Source organism: Nonomuraea spiralis (assembly GCF_014648435.1).
Classification (GTDB): domain Bacteria; phylum Actinomycetota; class Actinomycetes; order Streptosporangiales; family Streptosporangiaceae; genus Nonomuraea; species Nonomuraea spiralis.
The window spans coordinates 50718-73132 of record NZ_BMRC01000007.1 but is presented as its reverse complement, the minus strand read 5'-3'; the positions used below and the strand labels follow the sequence as shown (position 1 = coordinate 73132).

Annotated in this window: 19 protein-coding genes; 11 read left to right on the top strand and 8 right to left on the bottom strand. The window is 74.1% G+C overall.

The window, feature by feature from the left end:
• Positions 1-64: 64 nt before the first annotated feature.
• Both IEZ27_RS18700 and IEZ27_RS18695 read left to right on the top strand, forming a co-directional pair.
• Positions 65-1147, top strand: a complete 1083-nt coding sequence (locus IEZ27_RS18700) for an ABC transporter permease (RefSeq protein WP_189648407.1) — start codon at positions 65-67, stop codon at positions 1145-1147.
• Positions 1144-1833, top strand: a complete 690-nt coding sequence (locus IEZ27_RS18695) for an ABC transporter ATP-binding protein (RefSeq protein ID WP_189648406.1) — start codon at positions 1144-1146, stop codon at positions 1831-1833. Before IEZ27_RS18700 ends, IEZ27_RS18695 begins: the two co-directional genes overlap by 4 nt.
• Here IEZ27_RS18695 and IEZ27_RS18690 read toward each other — a convergent pair whose 3' ends face one another.
• Positions 1834-2031, bottom strand: coding sequence for a hypothetical protein (locus IEZ27_RS18690; protein WP_189648405.1), 198 nt, complete (start codon positions 2029-2031; stop codon positions 1834-1836). It abuts the gene before it with no gap.
• A 96-nt stretch (positions 2032-2127) separates the two neighbouring features.
• Between IEZ27_RS18690 and IEZ27_RS18685 the strand changes: the two genes are divergently transcribed.
• The gene (locus IEZ27_RS18685; protein WP_189648404.1) at positions 2128-2694 is read left to right on the top strand and encodes a carbohydrate ABC transporter permease; all 567 of its coding nucleotides are present in this window, start codon (positions 2128-2130) and stop codon (positions 2692-2694) included.
• A 791-nt stretch (positions 2695-3485) separates the two neighbouring features.
• Here the strand turns inward: IEZ27_RS18685 and IEZ27_RS18680 are convergent.
• The 3 genes from IEZ27_RS18680 to IEZ27_RS18670 all read right to left on the bottom strand — a co-directional run bounded on the left by IEZ27_RS18680 (position 3486) and on the right by IEZ27_RS18670 (position 5545).
• Entirely contained in the window at positions 3486-4358 is an 873-nt protein-coding gene (locus IEZ27_RS18680; RefSeq protein WP_189648403.1) for an alpha/beta fold hydrolase, read from the bottom strand.
• On the bottom strand, positions 4355-4948 hold the full coding sequence (locus IEZ27_RS18675; protein WP_189648402.1) for a TetR/AcrR family transcriptional regulator: 594 nt from the start codon (positions 4946-4948) through the stop codon (positions 4355-4357). The genes IEZ27_RS18680 and IEZ27_RS18675 overlap by 4 nt, the downstream gene beginning before the upstream one ends.
• 93 nt (positions 4949-5041) lie before the next feature.
• Positions 5042-5545 carry a beta-class carbonic anhydrase gene (locus IEZ27_RS18670; RefSeq protein WP_189648401.1) on the bottom strand — a complete coding sequence of 168 codons (504 nt, stop codon included), beginning with the start codon at positions 5543-5545 and terminating at the stop codon, positions 5042-5044.
• Positions 5546-5627: 82 nt separating this feature from the next.
• On the opposite strand from IEZ27_RS18670, the gene IEZ27_RS18665 reads away from it, so the two are divergent.
• The gene (locus IEZ27_RS18665) at positions 5628-6368 is read left to right on the top strand and encodes a GNAT family N-acetyltransferase (RefSeq protein ID WP_229824110.1); all 741 of its coding nucleotides are present in this window, start codon (positions 5628-5630) and stop codon (positions 6366-6368) included.
• A gap of 39 nt (positions 6369-6407) precedes the next feature.
• On the opposite strand, the gene IEZ27_RS18660 is transcribed toward IEZ27_RS18665, so the two are convergent.
• Complete coding sequence (locus IEZ27_RS18660) at positions 6408-6788, bottom strand: DUF6223 family protein (RefSeq protein ID WP_189648400.1); 381 nt, start codon at positions 6786-6788, stop codon at positions 6408-6410.
• Positions 6789-7005: 217 nt separating this feature from the next.
• Here IEZ27_RS18660 and IEZ27_RS18655 point away from each other — a divergent pair, with 217 nt between their 5' ends.
• From IEZ27_RS18655 to IEZ27_RS18625, 7 genes are all read left to right on the top strand, one after another.
• Complete coding sequence (locus IEZ27_RS18655; protein ID WP_189648399.1) at positions 7006-8133, top strand: sensor histidine kinase; 1128 nt, start codon at positions 7006-7008, stop codon at positions 8131-8133.
• Positions 8130-8792: a response regulator gene (locus IEZ27_RS18650; protein WP_189648398.1), complete on the top strand. Its 663-nt coding sequence runs from the start codon at positions 8130-8132 to the stop codon at positions 8790-8792. Before IEZ27_RS18655 ends, IEZ27_RS18650 begins: the two co-directional genes overlap by 4 nt.
• 90 nt (positions 8793-8882) lie before the next feature.
• The gene (locus IEZ27_RS18645; RefSeq protein WP_229824109.1) at positions 8883-9239 is read left to right on the top strand and encodes a YybH family protein; all 357 of its coding nucleotides are present in this window, start codon (positions 8883-8885) and stop codon (positions 9237-9239) included.
• Between the two features lie 113 nt (positions 9240-9352).
• Positions 9353-9904, top strand: coding sequence for an RNA polymerase sigma factor (locus IEZ27_RS18640; protein ID WP_189648396.1), 552 nt, complete (start codon positions 9353-9355; stop codon positions 9902-9904).
• Positions 9901-10884: a hypothetical protein gene (locus IEZ27_RS18635; protein ID WP_189648395.1), complete on the top strand. Its 984-nt coding sequence runs from the start codon at positions 9901-9903 to the stop codon at positions 10882-10884. Before IEZ27_RS18640 ends, IEZ27_RS18635 begins: the two co-directional genes overlap by 4 nt.
• Before the next feature lie 66 nt (positions 10885-10950).
• Entirely contained in the window at positions 10951-13047 is a 2097-nt protein-coding gene (locus IEZ27_RS18630; protein ID WP_189648394.1) for an NACHT domain-containing protein, read from the top strand.
• A gap of 84 nt (positions 13048-13131) precedes the next feature.
• Positions 13132-13953 (top strand): IclR family transcriptional regulator, encoded by an 822-nt coding sequence (locus IEZ27_RS18625; RefSeq protein WP_189648393.1) that lies wholly within the window; start codon positions 13132-13134, stop codon positions 13951-13953.
• A 49-nt stretch (positions 13954-14002) separates the two neighbouring features.
• Here the strand turns inward: IEZ27_RS18625 and IEZ27_RS18620 are convergent, their stop codons facing one another.
• Genes IEZ27_RS18620 through IEZ27_RS18610 form a run of 3 tightly spaced genes read right to left on the bottom strand, consistent with a single transcriptional unit; the run spans position 14003 to position 22248 of the window.
• On the bottom strand, positions 14003-18277 hold the full coding sequence (locus tag IEZ27_RS18620) for a hypothetical protein (RefSeq protein WP_189648392.1): 4275 nt from the start codon (positions 18275-18277) through the stop codon (positions 14003-14005).
• A complete protein-coding gene (locus IEZ27_RS18615; RefSeq protein ID WP_189648391.1) occupies positions 18274-21768 on the bottom strand; it encodes a hypothetical protein in 3495 nt (1164 codons plus the stop codon). Before IEZ27_RS18615 ends, IEZ27_RS18620 begins: the two co-directional genes overlap by 4 nt.
• 21 nt (positions 21769-21789) lie before the next feature.
• A complete protein-coding gene (locus tag IEZ27_RS18610; protein WP_189648390.1) occupies positions 21790-22248 on the bottom strand; it encodes a hypothetical protein in 459 nt (152 codons plus the stop codon).
• Between the last annotated feature and the right edge of the window lie 167 nt (positions 22249-22415).

Below are 22415 nucleotides of genomic sequence, written 5' to 3'. Positions count from 1 at the left end.
CGAACCAGGCGAACCCACGCTGAGAACCGTCAACATTCCCTTCAACCGCAACGGGGGATGCGCCGTGTTCGTGGCGCTCAGAGACCTGCGCTTCGCCAAGGGACGGTTCGCCCTGATGGGCACCGTCGTCTTCCTCATCACCCTCCTGGTGACCATGTTGTCCGGCCTGACCGCCGGGCTGGCCCGGGAGAACGTCTCGGCCGTGGAGGGCCTGCCCGCCGCCCACCTCGTCTTCGACGGCGCGGAGAAACCCGCCTTCGCCGACAGCCGTATCACCGACCGGACCTGGCAGGACTGGCGGCAGGTGGCCGGCGACGCCGTCGAACGGCTCGGCGTCTCCATGTCGAGACTCGCCTACGGCGACGAGCGGAGCACGGCGGCGGCGCTCTTCGGCGTCCAGCCGGGCGGCGCGCTCGCCCAGGGGCGGCCCGTCGGCGCGGGCGGGATCGTCCTGTCCACCGCGCTCGCGACCGGCACCGGGCTGAAGTCCGGCGACACGCTACAAATCGCCGGCGAGGACTTCACCGTCTCCGGCATCGGGGACGAGGCGTCCTACAGCCACACTCCCGTCGCCTGGATCGAGATCGGCGACTGGCAGCGGATGGCCCGCCGTGGGGACGCCGCCACCGTGGCGACCGTCCTGGCCCTGACGACCGACGCCCCGACCAGCCCGAACGCGGCCGACCTGGACGCCGCCGACGCCAGGATCGGCACCACGACGGTCCCTCTGTCCGAGGCGCCCGCCGCGATCGGCTCGTTCTCCTCCGAGAACGGCTCGCTCCAGCTCATGCGCGGTTTCCTGTTCGCGATCTCGGCCCTGGTCATCGGCGCCTTCTTCACCGTCTGGACGATCCAGCGGCGTGGCGACGTCGCCGTGCTCAAGGCGCTCGGCGCGAGCACCGGCTACCTGCTGCGGGACGCCCTCGCCCAGGCGGTCGTCGTGCTGCTCGCCGGGGCGGCCGCCGGCGGCCTGCTCGGGGCGGGACTCGGCGCGCTGGCCGAGGGGACCGTGCCGTTCGTGTTGTCGGCGGCCACCACCGTCGTGCCGGTGGCCGTGCTGGTCCTGCTCGGGGCCGCCGGGGCCGCGCTGGCCATCCGCAAGATCACCTCCGTCGACCCGCTGACCGCCCTGGGAGCCTCCCGATGACCCTCAAGCTCACGGACGTCGTCCTGACCTACCCCGACGGCGACCGTACGCTGACCGCGCTCGACCACGTCAGCCTGGCCGTCGCGCCGGGCGAGTTCGCCGCGGTGGTCGGCCCGTCCGGCTCGGGCAAGTCCAGCCTGCTCGCCGTCGCCGCCACGCTCGTCACGCCCGCGTCGGGCGGCGTGAGCATCGCCGGGCAGGACGTCTCGCGGGCCGGTCAGGCGGCCCGGACCAAGGTGCGCCGCGACCACGTAGGCATCGTGTTCCAGCAGGCCAACCTGCTGCCTTCGCTCACCGCGCTCGACCAGCTCCTGGTGATGGCACACCTGGCCGGCGAATCCCCCCGTACGGCGGCCGAGCGGGCGCGGGAGCTGCTGCTCGCCGTCGACCTGGGCGGCAAGGAGCACAAGCGCCCGCACCAGTTGTCCGGGGGCGAGCGCCAGCGTGTCAACATCGCCCGCGCGCTGATGAACTCCCCCGAGGTCCTGCTGGTCGACGAGCCGACCAGCGCGCTCGACCACCACCGGGGCGAGCGCGTCGTCTCCCTGCTGGCCGACCTGACCAGGAAGAACGACCTGGCCACCGTCATGGTCACGCACGACCTGGCCGCGCTGGCGGCGGTGGACACCGTCCTGACCATGAGCGACGGCAGGCTCGCCGAGGGGACGCCGCCGCGAGCCCACTGATCATCCGGCCGGGCGGTCTCCCGGGGATGGGCCGAGGCGGTCGACGGCGGGCGCGGCGTGCACGGCGTACTCGCCGAGGAGCTGGCCGTGGGCCTGTTCGAGGCTGAGGACGGCCGCGCCGAGCGTGGTGGCCAGCGCGCCGACGACGCTGCCGGACACGGCCACGAACTCGTGCAGCGGCCGGACCGCGGCCTGCACCGCCGCGACGACCTCGGGCGCGTCCCCGATCTCGAACTCTGATGGCCATCGCCACGCATGAGCGGGTGAGCGGGCGGACGGCTGCTGCTGTCGGCCATGGGCGCCTACATCTTCGCCCGCTTCGAGTTCCGGCTCAAGAACGCCCTGTACTACTTCTTCATCGCCGGGATGACCTTCCCCGTCTTCATGGCGCTGGTCCCGCTGTTCTTCGTCGTCCAGAACCTCGGGCTCGGCAACTCGCTGCCCGGGCTCATCCTCGTGTACACGGCGTACTCGCTGCCGTTCTCGATGTTCTTCCTGGTGGCCTTCTTCCGGACGCTGCCCGAGGAGGTCGCCGAGGCCGCCAAGCTCGACGGGTGCGGCGAGGCACGCATCTTCTTCCGGGTCATGTTGCCGCTGGCCCGGCCGGGGCTCATCAGCGTCGGGATCTTCAACTTCATCGGCCAGTGGAACCAGTACCTGATCCTCCTGCTCCTGGTCAGCGACGACGACAAGTTCGTCCTGTCGCAGGGACTTGCCAACCTGGCGGTCGAGCAGGGTTACGCCGGTGACCGTTCGGGGCTGTTCGCGGGCCTGACGATCGCCATGGCGCCGATCCTCATCGTCTACGCCCTCCTCCAGGGCCGGATCCAGGCGGGCATGACGGCGGGCGCGCTGAAGTGACCCCTGCGAGGGAGCATTCTCACCCGCGGGAGGGAGACCGGGAGCAGGGGCCGCGTCCTAGCGTGGGCGGCCATGAGAGCACACGTACGGCCGGCGCTGCTGGCCGCGGGCTGGGCCGCCTCGGCCGCGCTCGCGCTGGTGGCGCCCGGGAACCTGGTCATGCGGCTGGCCTTCGGCAAGTTCGACGACCCCGCCCTCGCCCGGCAGTCGCTGCTCGCCGTACTGGGGGTGCTGCTGGCCCTGGCGACCGTCCGCCATGGCTCGCGTACGTCCGCGCGGGCGCGCGTGTCCCGGGACGGCGGGACGGTCCGTCCCGCCCCCTGGGCCAGGGCGGCGACCTGGACGGCGGCCGCCGTGCCGGTGCTGGGCTTCTCGGTTCCGCACCTGCTGTGGGGAGTGGGCGTGCCGCTCGGTGTGGGCGGCGGCTCCCGCGCCGGCCTGGCGGAGCTGGGCGGCTCGGCGGTGTTCTGGGTGCTGCTCGTCGCCGGGCCGGTGCTCGGCGGGCTGCTCACGCTGGGGCTGATCAGCCGTTGGGGGCAGGTCGTCCCGGAACGGGTGCCGTTCGCCGGAGGGCGGCGGGTGCCGCGTGCCCTGGCCGTCGTCCCGGCGGCGGCCGTCGGCCTCCTGGTCGGTCAGTACGGCGCCATGATGACGACCTGCCTGGCCTTCGGCGTCACCCGTACGTGCGCGCCCGGCGGCGGAGCCGGGATCCTCGACGGGAGCTGGGGGTTCGCGGCGACCTACCCGGTGTTCCTGTTGTGGGGGACGTCCCTGCTCGCCGCCGCCGTCGGCTACCTCGACACCACTGACCGCTCGCCGCTCCTCAGGACCTGCGCGAGCAGTTCCCCGAACTCGGCCGGGTGCGTGCTGAGACCGGTGTGCCCGCCCGGGAAGTGCACGAACGACGTGCCGAGTCGTTCGGCCAGGAAGGCGGCGGGCCGGTAGGGCAGTTCGCCGCGCGAGTCCGTTCCGCCCGCGAGCACGAGCCGCCCCGACACCTCCTGGAGGCGATCCAGGTCGGGGACGTAGGCCATGAAACTCGGCACGATCTGCCCGAGGAAGTAGGGCATGTCCCCCATCGTGCGCCGCACCCGGGCCGCCGCCTCCGCCGACAGCTCAGGCTGCGGGGTGGCCGCCGGGACGTCGGCGGGATCGTCGCCCGGCCGCCTGAGACCGGCCGCGAACACGGCCGCCGCCGGCATCAGCCCCTCCCGGCGGAAGGTGTCCTGGACGCGGGCCAGCAGCGCGCGATGCTCGGCGGCGTCCGGCAACACCTCCACCACCGGCGGCTCGTGCGCGACGAGGCGTTCCACCCGTTCTGGACGGGTGGTGAGCAGGTGCAGCCCGGCGATCGCCCCCGAACTGCAGGCCGCCACGAGGGCGGGCGCGCCGGGCGACAGCAGCTCCAGCAGCCGGTAGGCGTCGTCGGCGTGCTGTTCTACGCGCTGCGGTTCGCCGGGGTCGTCCAGCGGGCTGCGGGACAGGCCGCGCGGATCGTAGGAGGCGACCGTGTGATCGGCGGCCAGGGCGTCGGCGACGCCGTCGAAGGCGGCCGCGCCGCCCGTGCCGCCGGGGATCAGCAGCAGCAGGGGGCCGTTCCCGCGCACCTCGTAGCGCAGGGTGGCGCCGTCGACGCGCAGGTGGCCGATGGTCGGGCCGGTCATTCCGAGTCTCCTTCACGGGGTGCGGGCCAGTGCTCCAGGGCGTTGTGCACGGCGTCGAGGCACCGCCGCCAGGAGTCCTCCGCCGGGCGCGCGTGCGCGAACCCGCCGGCGGCCTCCAGGCTGACGAAACCGTGCAGCATGCTGCGCATGAGCCGGACCGCGTCCGTCAGGTCGGGCTCCTCCAGCCGGTACGCGCGCAGCATGCTGTAGGTCAGCTCGATCGCGCGCCGGGGCCCGGCGGCCTGGGCGGCGAGGTCGGGGTCGATCCGCATCGGGATCTGCGTCGCCGTGTACCGGCCCGGGTGCTCGTGGGCGTAGGCTCGCCAGGCGTCGGCGTACGCCACGAGCGCGTCCTTCCCGGCCCGCCCGGCGATGGCCTCGGCGATGCGGATGGTCTTCTCGTCGGCGCCCAGCAGCGCGACGCGCCCGCGCAGGTCTTCCAGGTTGCGTACGTGCACGTAGAGGCTGGCGTCCTTCACGCCGAGCCGGCGCGCCACCGCCGACATGGTCACGTGGTCGAGCCCGACCTCGTCCGCCAGTTCGGCGGCCGCGAGCGTCACGCGATCGGCTGTCAGTCCAGCACGGATCATGGGTTCACCTAGTCATGTTCGGTCCAAGCTAATGTTGCTAGCTTAAACCTAATACTCCTAGGATCGCAATCCCGGCCGAACACACCCGGCTGATCAGGCGGTTTCCGGCTTGACCTCGCTCAGGCCGCCCGTGGTCACGTCGTAGACGAACCCGCGCACGGAGTCCTTGTGCGGGATGAACGGGTCGGCCTGGATGCGCCTGATCGACTGACGCACGTCCGCCTCCAGGTCCTGGAACGCCTCGGCGGACCAGTCGGGCTTGACGCCCACCTCCTGGTAGATGTCGTTCTTGAAGCCGTCGTCGGTGAACGTCAGCATGCCGCAGTCGGTGTGGTGGATGAGGATGATCTCGCGGGTGCCCAGGAGGCGCTGGCTGATGGCCAGGCTGCGACGTTCGCCGGCGGTGACGACGCCGCCGGCGTTGCGGATCACGTGCGCGTCGCCCTCGCGCAGCCCGAGCAGGCCGTAGACGTTGAGCCGGGCGTCCATGCAGGCCAGCACGGCCACGCCCCGGGCGGGCGGCAGCGGCAGGTCGCCGGCGTCGAAGGAGGCGGCATAGCGTTCGGAGTTGGCGATCAGCTGGTCGGTGACGCTCATGGGGGGAGTCCTCCTGTCGCGCGCTGACGATGCGCGAGAATAATCGACATTCCCTACTGACTATACATGTTATTGTCTCCGTGTGCGCCCCCTCTTCGGCAGCGACTCCTCCGTACGGACCTCCGCGCCCCTGGAGGGCGCGCCGCCGCACCCGCTGGACAACCCGGCCCGCTCCTCGCTGACCGGTCCGCACGCCCGTTTCGCCGAACGGCGCGGAGACGTGCTTCGTTACCCTCCCGACGTCTCACCCTTCGTGGCCCTGCCCGAGTCCCTCACCGAGCGCGACTGGGCCGACGCGGCGGCGCTGGTGGGGCCGGGCGGGCTGGTCTCGTGCTCGGCCGCGGAGCTCACGCCGCCCGCCGGATGGGAGGTCGTGGCGCGCGGGGCGGGTGTGCAGCTGACCGGCGACGCCGTGGCCGCGGCTCCCGACGAGGAGGCGGTCCGGCTCACCGGGGCCGACGTGCCGGAGATGCTCGCCCTGGTCGAGCTGACCAGGCCGGGGCCGTTCCTGCCGCGCACCATCGAGCTGGGCCACTACCTCGGCGTCCGCCGCCGCGGCGAGCTGGTCGCGATGGCGGGCGAACGCCTGAGCCCGCCGGGCTGGACCGAGATCAGCGCCGTCTGCACCCATCCGGCCCACCGCGGGCAGGGCCTGGCGGCGCGCCTCGTCCGCGCGGTCGCCGCGGGTGTCCGGGCCCGCGGGCAGACGCCGTTCCTGCACGCCGCGGCGAGCAACACGAACGCCATCCGCCTCTACGAACGGCTCGGCTTCCGGCTGCGCCGCACCACGACGTTCCACTCCGTACGGGCCCCCGCCCGGTGACCGCACCGGCCGGGCCGCCGCACTTCGGCGTCCGCGTGCTCACGACCCGCCGGGCCGGCCGCGCCCGTCGGTGAGGCGGCGGGCACGGGCCAGGGTCAGCCCGCCGAGGGCCAGCGCGACCACCCCCACCACGAGGGCCACGTAGCCGCCGACGATTCCGTAACCGGTTCCCGGGCCGCCCTTGGCGGCGGCCACGACCAGCCCGCCGATGACCACGCCGGCCAGTCCCCCCGCCAGGGCTACGACGGCGCCGCGCCGGCCGTTCGCGGCCCGGCCTCGGGAGCGGGCCAGGGCGCGACCTCCGGCGACCGCGCCCGCCAGGCCCAGCAGGATCGCCACCAGGGACCAGGTGCGTCCGGTGGTCAGGTAGGAGATGGCGGGGTCCGGCTGGACGGCGGCGAGCAGATGGCGGGCGGACATGGACGGCTCCTTCTCCGGGACTTCGGCTGTCGTACGAGCATGTCCCCCGGCCCCGCCCCGGGTCGTCCGGCGCTCGGCGGCCCTCCGCGCTGCTGCCGCCGCCGCAGCCGGCTACCGCGGACGCCGTAGGAGCAGCGGGGATACCGCGTCCGCGGTAGCCGGAGGATCATCCCCGCGCGGGAGCGACCCGGGGCGCGCGCCAGGCTAGGGTGCGCGCATGAGAACAGGATGGTCAGGTGTCCCGCCCGCCGCCGCCGACTGGGTGATCGCCACCGGGGTGGCCGCGGCGCTGCTGGTCACCGGCCTTTCCGGCGGGGGCGCCACGACGTACCTCGACCTGCTCGGCTACGCGCTGCTGGCGGGCGGCGGGCTGGCGCTGGCCGCGCGCCGCCGGGCCCCGGTCGCCGTCCTGGCCGTCACCGGCCTGTGCGCCGTGGCCTATCAGGCGGCCGGTTTCGACGTCCCGGCGGTCGCGTACCTGTTCGCCGTGTACGCGGCCGTACGCGCGGGCAGGCCCGTCGTCACCGTCGTGACCAGCGTGCTCGTGCTGGCCCTGCTCCCCCTCGCGGCGCTGGCCTCGGGCCTGCACGACACCGGCGAGGCGTTCGCCCAGGCCAGGGGCGCCCTTGAGCTGGCCTGGCTGGTCGCGGCCGGCGCCGCGGGCGAGGCGCTGCGGCAGGCCGAACGGCGGGCCGAGGAAGCCGAGCGCACCCGCGAGGAGACCGCCCGGCGGCGGACCGAGGAGGAACGGGTGCGCATCGCCCGTGAGCTGCACGACTCACTCACCCACCAGATCTCGATCATCAAGGTGCAGGCCGAGGTCGCCGTGCACGTGGCACGCAAACGGGGCGAACAGGTGCCCGACGCCCTGCTGGCCATCCAGGAGGCCGGGCGCGAGGCGACCCGGGAGCTGCGCGCGACCCTGGAGGCGCTGCGCGAGGACGCCCCGAGCCCGCCGAGGGGGCTCGACCAGGTCCCGGAGCTGGTCGAACGCGCTCGGGCGACCGGCCTGTCCGCGACCCTGACGATCGAGGGGGAACGCCGGGAGGTGCCCGCCGCGGTGGACCGGACCGCGTACCGGATCGTCCAGGAGTCGCTGACCAACGTCGCCCGGCACGCCGCCGCCGCGACCGCGTCGGTCCGCATCCACTACCGTCCCGGCGCCCTCGCGGTGCAGGTCGAGGACGACGGCACGGCCTCGCCGGACACGGTCCCGGTGCCCGGCGTCGGGCTGCTCGGCATGCGGGAACGGGTCACCGCCCTCGGCGGCAGCCTGCGCGCGGCGCCGCGCGGCGAGGGCGGGTTCAGCGTACGGGCCGAGCTTCCCGTGGACCGGCCGTCATGATCCGGGTCCTGCTGGTCGACGACCAGCCCCTGCTCCGCAGCGGGTTCCGCGCCCTCCTCGACCTGGAGGACGACATCGAGGTGGTGGCCGAGGCCTCCGACGGGCAGGAGGGCCTGGCCCTGGTCAGGGAGCACCGGCCCGACGTCGCGCTCATCGACATCCAGATGCCGGTCGTCGACGGCATCGAGGCCACCCGGCGCATCGCCGCGGACCCGGCCCTGGCCGGGGTGCACGTCGTCATCCTCACCAACTACGGCTTCGACGAGTACGTCTTCAACGCGCTGCGCGCCGGCGCGGCCGGATTCCTCGTCAAGGACATCGTCCCGGAGGACTTCCTGCACGCCGTACGCGTCGCCGCCCGGGGTGACGCGCTGCTGGCCCCGTCGATCACCCGCAAGCTGATCGACCGGTACGTCACCCAGCCGCCCCGCACGGGCGCCGGCAGGGGGCTGGAGGAGCTGACCAAGCGCGAACGCGAGGCCGTCGCCCTGGTCGCCCAGGGCCTGTCCAACGAGCAGATCGCCGACCGTATGACGATCAGCTCGCTGACCGCGAAGACGCACGTCAACCGGGCCATGGCCAAGCTGCGCGCCCGCGACCGGGCCCAGCTCGTCGTGCTCGCCTACGAGTCGGGCCTCGTCGTCCCGGGAGCGCTCTGACCGGCCCGAGCCCCTGACCGGGCGGCTTTGTCGTACCCGCCTGGCATGATCACCTGCCGTCAGGACCAGCACGGCGGACGGGAGTCACAGGTGACGGACAGCGGGAAGCGGGCCGAGCGGCCGGAGGACCTGAGCCGGTTCGTCGTGGAGCGGCTCAACGCCGGCGACGTCGAGGGCCTGGTGGCTCTCTACGAGCCCGGCGCGGTGCTCGCCCTGCCGGACGGCGGGGTCGCCACGGGCAGCGACGAGATCCGCCGGGCCTATGCCCACCTGGTCGCCGACAGGCCCGTCTTCACCCCCGGACGGCAGCAGCCCACCCTGCGCAACGGCGACCTCGCCCTCACCTCGGTCCGCCTGCCCGACGGCGGCGTCACCGTCGAGGTGGCCCGCCGCCAGCCCGACGGCACGTGGTTGTGGGCGATCGACCAGCCCAGGATCCCGGAGTAGGGCGACTTCCCGGAGATTTCCAAGGTTCGTACGAAATGGTGGGCCATCTCTCGCCATGTAAGGAGATGTCCGTGGTTTCGTACTGACAAGGAGATCAACCATGGGAGTCGCCCGTGGATGACGACGACGGGGCGGCCAGGTTCGAGGCCGTCTACCGGGAGACATTCGACCAGATCGCCGCCTACGCCGCGCGCCGTTGCGACTCCCCGCAGGACGCGGCCGACGTCGTCGCGGAGACCTACGCCATCGCCTGGCGCCGGGTGGCCGACCTGCCGCCCGGACAGGAGGCCAAACTCTGGCTGTACGGCGTGGCGCGCAAGGTGCTGGCCGACCACCGCCGCAGCACGGCCCGGCAGCGGCTGAGCAGCGTCGAGCTGGACACCGAGCTCGCCGACCTGTACGGCGACCACAGCGGCAGCAGCGTCGAGCTGAACGTGATCGGCACGGTGTTCCGCGGCCTGTCCGACGACGACCGCGAGCTGCTCTCACTGGTCGCCTGGGAGGGCCTGGGTCGCGACGAGATCGCCGCGATGCTGGGCCTGTCCCGCAACGCCGTACGCATCAGGCTCTACCGCGCCCGCAGGCGCTTCTCGCGCGCGCTCGACGAGGCCGGTGTCCTGTTCACCACAGCAAGCCGGATGATCCCGGCGGGGAGGTCGTCGTGAGGAACACCGATGAGATCAACGAGCTGCTGAGGCCGCTGTCGCGGGTGGAGCCCGGCAGGCCGGACAGCCACGCGGCGGGCACGGGGGCACGCGCGTTGCTGACCTCGATCAGGTCCGAAGAGCCCGGTGGGCCCGCCCGGACGATCACCCGGACGCCCGCCGCCAAGCGCCCGCCCCGGCGTCTCGCGCTGGGCCTGGTTGCCGCGTCCGTGCTCGCCGCGGGCATCGTGGTGGGCCCGAGCCTGCTGGAGGACGGCCGCGGCGTGGCGGCGTCCTACGCCAACTCCGCCATGGAGATCCGCAGGGAAGGCGACCAGTACGTCGCCCGCATCAAGGACCCGTTCGCCGAGCACAGTGCGTACACACAGGCGTTCCATGCGGTCGGCCTGAACGTCAGCCTGCGCCCGGTGCCCGTTTCGCCGGGCGGCGTGGGGAAGATCCTCGGCGCGATCATCACGGGCGGGAAATCCTCCGGCCCCGACCCGACGACCGAGCCTGACCCCTCCGGTCCCCGCTTCGACGGCGTCCCGCTCTCGATGGGGACGACTCCGAAGGACTGTCAGCCGGGGCAGGACGCCGGATGCGTCATGGTCATGCGCATCCCCGCCGCGTTCACCGGCCAGGTCGACGTCAGGCTGGGACGCCAGGCGAGGCCGGGCGAGGAGTACACGAACTTCGACTCGGCCATGGCGCCCGGCGAGATGTTCGACGGGGTCCGGCTACGGAACGGCCGCCCCGTGGCCGACGTGCTGGCCGAGGCGCGCAGGCGCGGCCTGTCGGCGACGTTCAGCCTCGTCCGCGTCGACGCGGCGACGGGCGGCCTGTCCTTCGAGCCGCTGCCCGACGGCCAGGTCGGCCCGGACTGGACGGTCTGGAACGCCTGGCAGGTGAAGGCCGGCGTGATCCGGCTGCTCGTCACCTCCGAGCGGCTGCCCGAGAACCCGTTCTACAACGGCAGCGCGCCCCCGCCCGCCTCCTGATCACGTGCCCCGGCCGGTGGGCCGGAATGCCCCCGGCCCGGGGATCACGATCACTACCATGGCCGGATGGCAGCCGGGCGGAAGTGGCGTACCTGGCCGTTATGGCTGTCTACCGTGCTCGCGCCGGTCGCGGTGTCGGTCGCCGCCAACCAGGTGCTCAACGACGGTGTGTGGAGCGGCCCCTGGCTGGCCGGCACCATCGTGGCGGCGGTGTTCGCCGGGCTGGTCGCCGAACGGGCGGCGCGGGTGGCCGCCCCCGCCTCCGGGACCGTCGCCGAGACGATGCGGGAGCTCGCCCGGCTGGTCCACGACCGGTGGAGCGAGGAGGTGGTGACCCGTTCCCTGGGCGATCCGCGCATCCCGGTCTCCTGGCACATGACCCGCCGGGCCAGGCTCATGGACCATCCCCACCTGATCGCCGACCGCGAGCCGGCGGTGTCGGGCCGTTCCGACGACGTCGCCGCGCTCGCCGTCGCCTTCCGCTCGCTGCGCCGCCGCCGTCTGGTCATCACCGGAGGTCCGGGTACGGGCAAGACCACCCTGGCCATCCTGCTGACGCTGGAGCTGATCCGTACGCGGGCCGACGACGACCCGGTCCCGGTGCTCCTGCCCGTCGCCGACTGGGACATCGACGCCCACCCCCGGTTCCAGGACTGGGTGGCCGAGCGCGTGCGCACCGACTACGCCGCCCTGCGCCCGCCGGGCGGCCGGCGGGACGGCGCCGACGTCCTGGCCTCCCGCGGCTCGATCCTGGCGGTACTCGACGGCCTCGACGAACTGCCCGAACCGGCCCGCGCCAAGGTGATCGAGAAGTTGTCCGGCACGCTCACGGAACGCGACCAGGTGATCATCACCTCGCGCACCACCGAGTACGGCGACGCGGTCACCGCCGCACGGCGTCCGCTGAAGGCCGCCGCCGTCATCGCGCCGAAGGCGCTGGTCCCCGACGTCGTGGCGGACTACCTGGGCGACTGGGTGTCCGCGCACTCCCCCGCCTGGACCGAGGTCCTCCGAGCCCTCAGGAACGGCGCCGCGCCGGCCCTGGCCGAGGTGACCTCCACCGCCCTGGGCCTGTGGCTGGTACGGGCCGTCTACATCGACCGGCCGGACGCCGACCCGGCCCCGCTGGCGGCCGAGTACGCCCACGACGAGCGGGCCCTGCGCGTCCACCTGCTCGACAACCTGCTCCCCGCGCTGCTGCACGCGCACGGCACGATCCGGCAGGCCACCTGGGACCCGGCCGCCGTCACCGCGTGGACGCACCGGCTGGCCCGCCTCCCGTCCGGACCCGGCGGGCCCGACCTGGCCTGGTGGCGGCTGACCGACCAGGCGCTGCCCGCGTCCCGGACGCCGCGGGCGGTGGCCCGTACCTGGATCGGCTGGTTGAGCGGCCTGGTGTTCGCCGTTCCCGCCGCGCTGACCGCCATGCTGACCTACGGGCCGGTCTTCGGCGCGGCTTTCGGCCTCTGCTTCGGCCTGTCCGCCGCGCAGGCCGTCCGCACGCCCGACTTCGCCCCCCTGCGCGTACGCCGGCGGCTGCGGGACTTCACCCGCGGCCTGCTGTCCGACGTGCCGACGATCCTGCTGGTCCTGCCGTTCGGCCTCGGCCTGCCCGCGGTGATCTACTCGACGTGGACGGACGGCTGGCGGGCGGGCCTGGCCACGCTGCTGGCGGGGCTCGGCCTCGGCTGGGTGGGCCTGCGGGTGCTGCGGCAGCAGGACGGCGCTCCTGGCCCGGCGGACGAGAACCGGCTCCCGCCGTTCACCGCCGCGCTCACCCCACAGTCCACCTGGCGGGTCAACCGCGGCCTGGTGGGCCTGCAACTGATGAACGCGCTGCTCCTCGGGGCGATCGTCGGCTTCGCCGTCGACTTCATGAACGAGGTGTCCGTCGTGGCGTTCCATCCGTCCCCGTCCGTGGACGCTGGGATGGGGATCGTCTTCGGCGTGTCGTTCGGCCTGGTGAACAAGCGGCAGCACATGTGGCTGACGTCCGCCGTCGCCCTGGTCCACCTCGGGCCGTCGGGCCGGCTGCCGTTCCGCCTGATGCGCTTCCTGGACGAGCTGCACCGGCTGGGCGTCCTGCGGACCGTGGGGCCGTTCTACCAGTTCCGCCACGCCGAGCTGCGGGATCACCTGGCCGCTACGGAGAGTGCCGAGTAAGTCACATATGGCTACGGGGAGCCTGGGGTCCCCGGCGGCCCGGTGATACGAACGGGTGGGATCACTGCGGCCCGGGGGTGCGCGATGGTAATCGGCCCGGAAGAGGCCGGCGGCTCGACCGGCGGCTGTGGTCATGCGGGTGGGATCGAGGCCGTGCCCGGCCGCGGGGTGCTGCACGGCGCCTTCGCGGTGGTGGAGGAGCTGGCCCGGGTCGAGGAGGCGGGGCTGACGCAGCTCGCCCTGGCCACCGGCCTGCCCAAGGCGACCGCCCATCGGCTGCTCGTCCGGCTCACCGACCTGGGCGTGGTGCACCGCGAGCACGGCGGCCGCTACCGCATCGGCACGCGCATGTTCCGCTGGGGTCAGCGCTGGACGCCGGCCCAGGTGCTGAGCACGGCCGCCGTACAGCCGCTGCGGCGGCTGGCCGCCGCCGGGTGCAGCGCGACCATCGCGGTCCGGGACGGCGGCGACGTCATCGTCGTGGCGGGCATCGGCGACCCGGCCGTGGAGGAGGTCTTCCGGATACGTCCGGGGGTCGTGCTGCCGGCGGCCAGCGCGGCCGAGGTCGTGTTGTCGGTGGGCGACCCGGCGGCCCTCCGTCCCGATCCGGGCTGGAGCCTGCCGGAGGGGCATTCCCGGGCCGAGTGGGCGCGGCGGATCGGTGACGCCCGCGAACGGCGGCTCGCCTTCGACTTCGAGGCCGCCCTGCCGCCCCTGGGCTGCGTGGCCGCGCCGGTACGCGCGCCGACGGGAGCCGTGGTGGCCGCGGCGGCCGTCGTGGTGGTCGGCACGGAACGGCTGCCCCTGCTGGCGGACGCCGTACGCGACACCGCGGCGTGCATCAGCGCCAACCTGGCCCGCGTGCCGGGCGCCGGCCGGGCCCTGAGCCTGCTGGCCGAGCCCTGACCTGCCGGCCCGCGTACGAACCCCGGGCCGGCAGCCGCGCCGCGTCCGGTCAGCCGTCGAAGTCGATGACCAGCCTGCCGAGGCCGGCGCGGAGCGGCGCGCTGTCCACGTGGGCCAGCCGCTCCCCCACCGGGACGGGCTGGGCCGCGCCGCCCACCACCACGCTCTTGTCGGCCGTGCCCGGGTCGGTGCGGTAGCGCTCCCGCTCCTCCACCAGGAGCCGGTACTGCCAGACGATGTCCATCCCGGCCGGCGGGATCACCGCGGACCACTCGAACCCGCCCGGGGCCGCGCCGCAGGTCAGCTCGGTCCTGACCGGGGTGTCCGCCCAGTCGAGCTCCTCGTCGCTGGTGAAGGGACGCCGCTGGACGGTCGCGGTGACGCGGTGGCTCGCCGCGACCCCGGGCAACCCGGGACCGGCCTGCGCGCCGAACTCGGTGGCGGCGGCGGGCCCCGAGAGCGTGACGCGCAGCCCCCCGTCCGGCGTCTCCTCGACCGCCAGCGTGCGGCGCGGCACCAGTTGCGCGAACTCGGCCTGCACGACGGGCGACAGCTCCAGCCCCGCCAGTGCGTACGGCTGGTAGCGGGCCAGGGCCAACCGCAGGTACGGGAAGTAGGCCGAGTCCCGCCCGGCCGCCCCGAGGTCGACGTCCACGTCGGCGAACCACAATCCCTTGGCCGCGTCGTACGACGGCTCGTGGGCCACAACCGCCGCGACCAGTTCGCGGCCCTCGCCCGACTCCGCCAGCCGGAGCCCGTCGGCGGCCGCGATGGGTCCGGGGAAGTTCACCGGGGCCGGCGGGGGCAGCACGGTCGTGTCCGACCAGATGGGGTCGGTGCCCCACCGGGTCGCCAGATGGCCGGGCAGCGGCCCGCCCCCGGACGGCGCGGGCGGGTCGAGGACGACGGCCAGCAGCTCGTCGTCGCCGGAGGAGAACCACGGCCGGTCCAGGTAGACGCGCACACCGGCCCCCTCGCGCACCCGTACGAACCGCCGGGCGCGGCGGTCCACCCGGCGGCTCCACCGGAAGGTCGGCACCAGGTACGACGGCTTCGGCGGCTCCGGCCGCCGGGCGGCGGGCACCGGCCAGCCCAGGCCGTCCGGCCCGGCGCTCGACTCGCCGGGGCTGGTGACGAGCCCGGGGTCGGCGGTGATCGACGGGTGGAAGTACTCGCGGAACCGGGTGGTGGCGGTCGGCCGGTAGGCGACGTTGCGGTGCAGGGTGTCGCCGAAGTCGTGCCGGAGCGGGGTCGCCGAGTGCGGCAGGCGCACCTCGTCCTTGTCGGCGTACGACAGCTCGACCCGGCCGACGTGGGCGTGCTCCTTGATCCGGCGGGGGGCCGGTTCGGCGACGTCGTCGATCCAGCGGGTCCAGGTGGCGTCGACGTCGACGTGCCCGGTGCTGCGGGGGTGCGACCGCAGCGTGCCGCGCAGGTCGGCGAAGGGCTGGTCCGGCTCCCGTACGAAGCTCAGCCCGGCGAGCTCGGGCGGCGTCAGCGGACGTTCCACGGCGTGCACCAGGCTGACCTCGATGTACGGGGTGAGCAGCCAGTTCAGCCCGGCGGCGGTCTCGTCGGCGATCAGCGCCCGCTCGGCGTCGGTCAGGTCGCGCCAGAAGTCCGAGTGGAGGAAGCGCCGCCAGACGGGGAAGAGGCCGAGGTCGGCCGCGGTGAGCCGGCAGCTCAGCCGTACGGTGGCCATCTCGGCCTTGGGCAGGTGGACGGTGAGCCGCCGGGGGAAGCTCCGCCAGCGCGGCTCCTCCTCCCCCTCCTCGATCCGCAGCGCGAACGGCCCCGCGTCCGGCCACCTCTCGTGGAAGTCGTCGTAGAACGGGACGGGATGGATCGGCGGCGCGCCGGGCAGGCCGTACAGCGTGACGCCCCTGGCCAGGACGTCGGGCAGGTACGGCAGGATCAGCTCGGCGGCGGTGTGCACGACGAACTCGCCCCGCTTCAGCCCGGCGCCGCGCGTCACGGGCAGCGGGGTGAGCGGCTCGGGGTCGGCGGCGTCGTGCTTGGCGACCGCGATCTCGCCGAAGAACAGCAGGTCGCGGGTCCGGCTCGGATCGTCGGCGTGGCTGACCACGGTGTCGAGGAACGTGCCGGCCTCGCGCGCGGCCGCGGCGAAGAACCTCCTTCGCACCTCGGGCGGACGCTCGCCGCCGATGGCGTCGTCGAAGCGGCCGTGCCGTTCGGCCATCTGCAACGACGTCTTGGGAGGGGCGACGAACCGCTCGTCGAAGTGCCTGTACCGGCGGCTCAGGCCGTCCGCGGCGGGCGGGTCGTCCGTGTGGCCGGGGACGTCCTGGCGTTCCAGGGCCCATTCCCAGGCGGGCACGTCCCGGCCGGCGGCCGTGACGGTGCTGCGGATGACCAGGCACCGGCTGGACTCGCCCTCGTTGAACGGTCCGCGCTCGACGATCACCGGCGGCGGGACCGGCTCCCACCGCGAGTACGTGATCTCCTGCGACAACGCGGACGCGGGCGCCTCGGCGGCCGGTTCCAGGGCGTTGCCCGCCAGGTCCACCACGCGGGCGCGCAGCCGGTAGGCGCGGCCGTACCGCAGCGCCGGCAGCGAGCCCGGCACCGGCGTGAACTTGGTGTCGAGCGGGAAGTGCTCGTCCACCTCCGGATCGGCGACGACCGGCCTGCCGAACCGGTCGAGCGTGCGGCCGGGCAGCGGGGCGGCCAGGCTCCAGCCGTCCCAGCCGAACAGCGCCTGGTGCACGTACAGCTCGTCGGTCCGCGTCGCGTCCCGCGTGACGGCGCTGGCGCGGACGGCGCCCTCGTCGTCGGCGATCCCCTCGATCCGGTACGGCTGCTGCCCACTCCGGCGGATGAGGTACGACCCGCGGCGGCGGCACAGGGACAACCAGCCGGTGACCGCGCCCTCGGGGCCGACGATCCCGGCGTCGACGCGGAACCCGCGGACCAGGTGCCCGGCGTGCAGCTCGGGTGGCGTCCCGCCCGTTCCCGCCTGGTGGGCGGCGTCATCGCCGATCTGGGCGGCCAGCCAGGCGTCCCGTCCCCGGTGGAAGACGGTGAGCCCGGCGCCCTGCAACGCCGTCGTGCCGGTGCCGAGCTCCCGCGCGCTCGGCTGGCCGCTCGGGCCGGTCAGCTCGTGCATACGCTCGATCAGCGCGGTGAAGTCGGCCGCCTTGATGACCGCGCCGTCGATGTCGGCGTCGGTGACCGTCCAGTCGGGGCCGCCGAGGCCGAGCCAGCCGCCCTGGACGGGGTGGCCCGGCGGCGACGCCGCGGTGAACCGCTCCCCCGCGACGTGCTCGAACAGCGTCCACGGCCGCAACACGCCGGTGTCGAACGCCGCGGGCACGCCCTCGAACGCCACCCGCAGCCGGCCGGTCGCGGCGAGCCCGGCGGGCACCGGGACCACGAGGTCGAGGACGAGCCCGAGGCGGCGGCACAACTCCGGATAGTCGGCCAGGAAGCCGCAGACACCGTGGAACTCCACGTCAGGCGGCTCCGGCCGCCCCGGAACGGCCTCGGCGCCCGCCGGGCCGCCGCTTCCGGCGGGTTTCGGCCGGTCGTAGAAGCGCAGGGCCTCGGCCAGGGCGAACCTGGTCTCGTCGTCCCGGTAGGCGTCGCTCGTCCGGTCGACGGTGGCGGGGCGGAGCTCGGCGGCCCGGTCGCCGGACGTCCGGGCGTACGGCGCCGCGGCGTCACCCGCCTGGCCGATCATGCCGTCGATGGCCCGGTAGGCGGCCTGCGGATCGCCGGTGAACCTGCTCATCTCCGTGACCACGGGGATGCCCCGGACGGTTCCGGTGTACGGCTGACGCCAGGGCCGCGACGGCGGCTCGGCGCGGGCCGCGGCGCCGTTGCCGCTGCCCGGGGGCGTGAGGCGCTCGGCGACCACGACCTTGCCGATGTCGTCGTACAGCGTGGCGATCCGCTCGTGGACCAGCGCCGCGGGGAACGAGCGCAGCAGCCGCACCCCCGGCGGCCCGGCCGTGTCCGCCGCGCCCGCGACAGCCACGGAACGCGACCGCACCGGCGAGGCGCCCGGGAACATCCGGCCCCACAACTCCGAGTCGGGTACGGGCGATCGCGGGTCGGGGCGCGGGACCACCGGATCGGCGTGCCCGTCCCACACGATCCGCAGGGCCGGCAGCACGGTCTCGCGCACGGTCCGCGGCCAGTCGACGAACTCCCCGACGTCGTCCAGCCGGCCGCGCGGCGCCTCCAGCCGGGGGCCGACGGCGACGGACAGCCGCACCTCACCCGTCCCGGCCGGCCCGGCCGGCAACACCGTCCACAGAACCTTGAACGTGCCCATGTCCGTACGCTCCGCTCGTTCGCTCACGGTCGGCCCACCTCCGCGAAGGCCGCGCAGTACTCGGTGACCGGGTCCCGTCGCGCGCCGGTCACCGGATCCCGGTACGGCGCCATCATCTGGGCGAAGGTCGCCGCCGACCCGCCCTCCATCACTCCGCTCTCCAGCACTCCGGCCGAGGCGGTGCGGGACAGCGAGGAGCCGGCGCCGCCGAACCGCTTCTCGCAACTGATCTCGACGGACTCCTCGAAGAACCCGATCTCGACGGTGATCGTGATCCTGGCCCGCCCGACCGCGTCGCCGCCCTCGTACCCCAGCTCCAGGTAGAGCTCGATCGAGGCGGAGACCAGGCCGAGGACGTCCACCTCGCCGCGGGCGCGGAAGTAGCCGAACAGGACGGCCTGCCCGGTCGCGGCGTCCAGGTGGAAGTAGATCCCGGCCATCACCGACAGGCTGCCGCTCGCCACGCCGAAGTCGATGGAGGCCGCGGCCCCGAACTCCAGGCCCGCGTCCAGCGCGCGGACCCCGTCGGGCGACAACACGATCCCGAACCAGCCGCCGCCGCCGAACAGCGAGACGGTGAGCCGGAACGGCGCGTCCCGGCGACAGAAGGCGAACCCGATCTCCAGCGGGCGGGTGCCGGCGAACGGCAGGTCCAGGTAGGCGTTCAGGGAGATGTTCTCCAGGCTGAAGACGCCGATCGCGAGGTTCGGCAGCGGCATGCCGTACCTCGCGAGGACGCCCTTCGGGGAGACGTCGAGCGTCGGCGGGTCGCTGAACCCGTCGAGCGGGATGATCCGGCGCAGCGTCTCGACGAACGACAGCGCGCCGATGAACTCGACGTCCCGGAAGGCCACCTCGACGTCGGGTTTCTCGCCGGCCCGCACGGTGAACCTGATCCGCCGGAAGTCCAGCCGCATCGCCTCCAGCACGCCCGGCAGCAGCACCAGGTCGAACTCCTCCAGCGTGCAGGTCACGTCGGCGGCCGGGCGCACGTCCGGACGCAGCCCGGCGCGCAGGTCGACGACCACGGAGAAGCGGCCCTCGCGCGCCGGGTCGCCGTGGCCGTCGTGCGGCACGAAGATCGGCGGGTCGCCCTCCCGCAGCGACCAGGGCTGGATGTCGGGCGTCCACTCCAGGCGGGCGGCGACGGACTCCGGCAGCCGGATCCCGGCCTTGGCGGCCTCGATCGCCTGCCGCAGCGGCAGCACCCCGGCGGGGGCGTTCTCCCAGATGGCGATGGCCTGCCGCAGGTGGTCCAGCAGCGCGACGACCGCGTGGTCGACGTCGGCGGGAAGCCCGGCGCCGAGTGCGTCCAGGGCGGCGCTGAAGTCGCGGAAGGCCGCGTCCACCTGGCCGAGGTCGGCCGTGCCCGCGATGAACGCCTCGACGGTCCGTACGAGTGTCAGCGCGGTGGTACGTACCCGATCGGCCGCGGCGGCGACGGCCGGGAAGCGGGCGGCGACGCCGGTGAGCTGGCGTTCGACGCGGCGCAGGTCGGCCAGGAAGCCGGTGGCGGCGTTGACGGTCTGGGTGACGAACCGCGGCGCCTTCAGCTCCTTGTCCAGGCCGGCCGCCTTGACCAGGGCGGACAGCGGGATGACGCCGAACAGCTTGGCGCCGATGGCGTCGAAGAAGTCCGAGGGGCGGAAGGTGCCGTCGGCCACCGTGGCGAGCGGGTCGCCCGCGTCGGCGGCGGGCGGCGTCCTGGCGGCGCTGACCGGCCCGGTCAGCCGGGACAGGCCGGCCACGGTGAGCGTGGGGGCGGCGAGCCCGCCGGAGCGGTCCCGCTGGTCGTCGAAGTCCATCACCAGCGGGGACGTGCCCGCCGCCGGGATCAGCTCCAGGAACACCTCGCCGGGGTTGACGGGACCACCCGGCCCCGCGGGGGTCCGGTCGAAGGCGGCGACCTGGTAGCGCTGGGCGTACCGGACCGGGCGGGGCCCGAGCGCGCCGGTGAGCCGGCTCACGGCGGGCACCACCGCGGAGGCCCACCGCAGCACCGGGAGGAAGCCGGGGACACGCTGGTAGAACTGGTCGTCGCGGTCCGTCGGCAGGGCGGTCCCCCAGACCAGGTGGGCGGCCTCGACCGTGGTGTCGTCGGGCGCGGCGGTGGGCGCGACCGCGACGCGGGCGCCGCGCAGCGCGGCGCTGAGCCGCGCGGGCGGCGCGCCGGGGTCCACCGGTTCGGGGTCCAGGGCGTTGTACGCCTCGGCCGCCGCCACCAGTTCGGCGCCCTTGTTGAAGTTCTCGGTGAGGAACAGCAGCGGGGTGCTGAACTCGGTCTCCCGTCCGGCCAGGTCGGTCGCGCGCACCTTGAACAGGAACGGGTCCTGGTCGCGGACGGCGGGGAAGAAGGCGTACTGCCCGTCGCGCGCGGTCAGGATGTTGGCGGGCGGCGAGAGGTCGGGGGTGACGAGGGTCAGCAGCTCGACCCGCCGGAACGGGAACAGCGCGTCGAGGCGCCGGCCGGCGGCGTCCCGGCGGACCGTGCCGGGCTGGAACTCCCTGACCGGTTCGCGGCAGGTGATGAAGAGCCGCTGGGCGAGATACGCGGGATGTTCCGGACGTTCCGGGTCGAACTTCCGCTCGGTCACCTTCACCAGGTCGGCGCGGTACCCGAAGGGGCACAGGAAGCCCGAGTAGAGCACCCGTACGTAGTGGTCGCGGCCCATGGCCGCGCGGTGCCGCCACTGGCTGATGTTCGTGATCGTCGGCCGCGGGTCCCAGCTGCCGAGGGCGTCGAGCCAGCCGCCCAGGGCGGAGAGGATCAGGTGCCCGACCTCGACCGGCACCGGCACGTACGGCTGGTGCCCCGGCTCGGTGAACAGGCCGCGGTCGCTCGTCAGGTGCACCAGCGCGGCCCGGTCGGCGGGCGTCAGCGACGTGGTCAGCGGGTCGGGCGGCGGTTCGACCGGCGTGTCGCCCGGGAAGTCCCTGGTCCACACGGCCCTGGCCCGCGTGTCGTGCACCCGCGTGTGCCACAGCTCCACCCGGCCGGCGCCGCCCGTGCCGGCCGGAGCCGTACGGTGGGTCCAGCGCACGTCCGGCGGCGGCGACAACAACAGCCGGTACGGCAACTCGATCGCGGTACGGGGATCGCCGGCCGGGTCGCGCAGCGGGTTCGCCGGGCCCTCCTCGCCCACCGTACGCAGCGGCAGCCGGCGCATGGCCTCCAGCAGGCCCTCGGCGGTGTACGGCACCTCGTCGTCCGGCCCCACGACGAACACCAGCGTGCTGCGCCCGCCGATCCGGGAGACGACGGGCGGCGCCGGATGAGGCTGCACCGGGACGGGATCGGGCAGCCCGGTCCCCGCCGACTCGAAGAACGCCTGCTCCACGACGTGCTGCGCGGGGAACGTGACGACGATCAGCCCCTCGCGTTCCGGCACGGTCCGGACCAGGACCCGGCGTGCCGCCGGACGCCGGAACGACAGGCCGGCGAATCCGAAGCGCAGGTCCGCCAGGTCCGCGACACGGACCAGACGGACCTGCTCCGGCCCCTCCCCGGGAGCGGTCACAGCTTCACCACCCTTTACCGCTCAGCCCACGAAGGGGGACTCGAAGGAGAACTGCTCCCGCCTGGCCAGGTCGGTGACCTGGGCGGAGCCCAGGGCACGGTCGAACTGGAAGGGGTTGTTGTCGGGCACGCTGCGGGTGCCGCAGAACGCCGTCTGCCCGTTCTGCAGAGAGATGTTGACGCAGCGGGCGTCCGCCGGGAGGGACTCGATGAGGACGGTCAGTCTCTCGACCTCCACCGCAGAGCCGGTGCCGTTGAAGACCTCCGTCTGGGCCTGCTTCCAGGGGGCGCCGGTCCCCCAGATGCAGGCTCGGGCCGACAGGCCGCGGAAGACGAGGCTGGGCACCCAGTTTCCGCAGGTGGGGTCGGCCGCGGCCCGGGCGCTGCCCGTGCCGGTCAGGGCCGGTGTCAGCACGGTCGCCGCCGCCACCGCCGTCGTGATGAGGGCCCGGGACAGGGCCCTCGCCGATCTGTTGCTCATGCTGCTCGACCTTTCACACACGCGACCGATCGCTCAATGTGATCGATCGCTGACTGTGCGTCCATGCTGTTGGCGTGGAAAGGGACGGGCAACGTTCGGTCCACTCAGTGGACCGGTGGGCGTCCGGCGCTCCGGCGCACCCGTCCTGACCTGGCGACTCGCGGACG

Excerpts from the sequence above, each read along its gene's own strand:
- IEZ27_RS18655 (WP_189648399.1), top strand. The coding sequence starts at position 7,006 with ATGAGAACAGGATGGTCAGGTGTCCCGCCCGCCGCCGCCGACTGGGTG.
- IEZ27_RS18660 (WP_189648400.1), bottom strand. The coding sequence starts at position 6,788 with ATGTCCGCCCGCCATCTGCTCGCCGCCGTCCAGCCGGACCCCGCCATC.
- IEZ27_RS18650 (WP_189648398.1), top strand. The coding sequence starts at position 8,130 with ATGATCCGGGTCCTGCTGGTCGACGACCAGCCCCTGCTCCGCAGCGGG.
- IEZ27_RS18630 (WP_189648394.1), top strand. The coding sequence starts at position 10,951 with ATGGCAGCCGGGCGGAAGTGGCGTACCTGGCCGTTATGGCTGTCTACC.
- IEZ27_RS18685 (WP_189648404.1), top strand. The coding sequence starts at position 2,128 with ATGGGCGCCTACATCTTCGCCCGCTTCGAGTTCCGGCTCAAGAACGCC.
- IEZ27_RS18680 (WP_189648403.1), bottom strand. The coding sequence starts at position 4,358 with ATGACCGGCCCGACCATCGGCCACCTGCGCGTCGACGGCGCCACCCTG.
- IEZ27_RS18695 (WP_189648406.1), top strand. The coding sequence starts at position 1,144 with ATGACCCTCAAGCTCACGGACGTCGTCCTGACCTACCCCGACGGCGAC.
- IEZ27_RS18625 (WP_189648393.1), top strand. The coding sequence starts at position 13,132 with ATGGTAATCGGCCCGGAAGAGGCCGGCGGCTCGACCGGCGGCTGTGGT.
- IEZ27_RS18675 (WP_189648402.1), bottom strand. The coding sequence starts at position 4,948 with ATGATCCGTGCTGGACTGACAGCCGATCGCGTGACGCTCGCGGCCGCC.
- IEZ27_RS18670 (WP_189648401.1), bottom strand. The coding sequence starts at position 5,545 with ATGAGCGTCACCGACCAGCTGATCGCCAACTCCGAACGCTATGCCGCC.
- IEZ27_RS18610 (WP_189648390.1), bottom strand. The coding sequence starts at position 22,248 with ATGAGCAACAGATCGGCGAGGGCCCTGTCCCGGGCCCTCATCACGACG.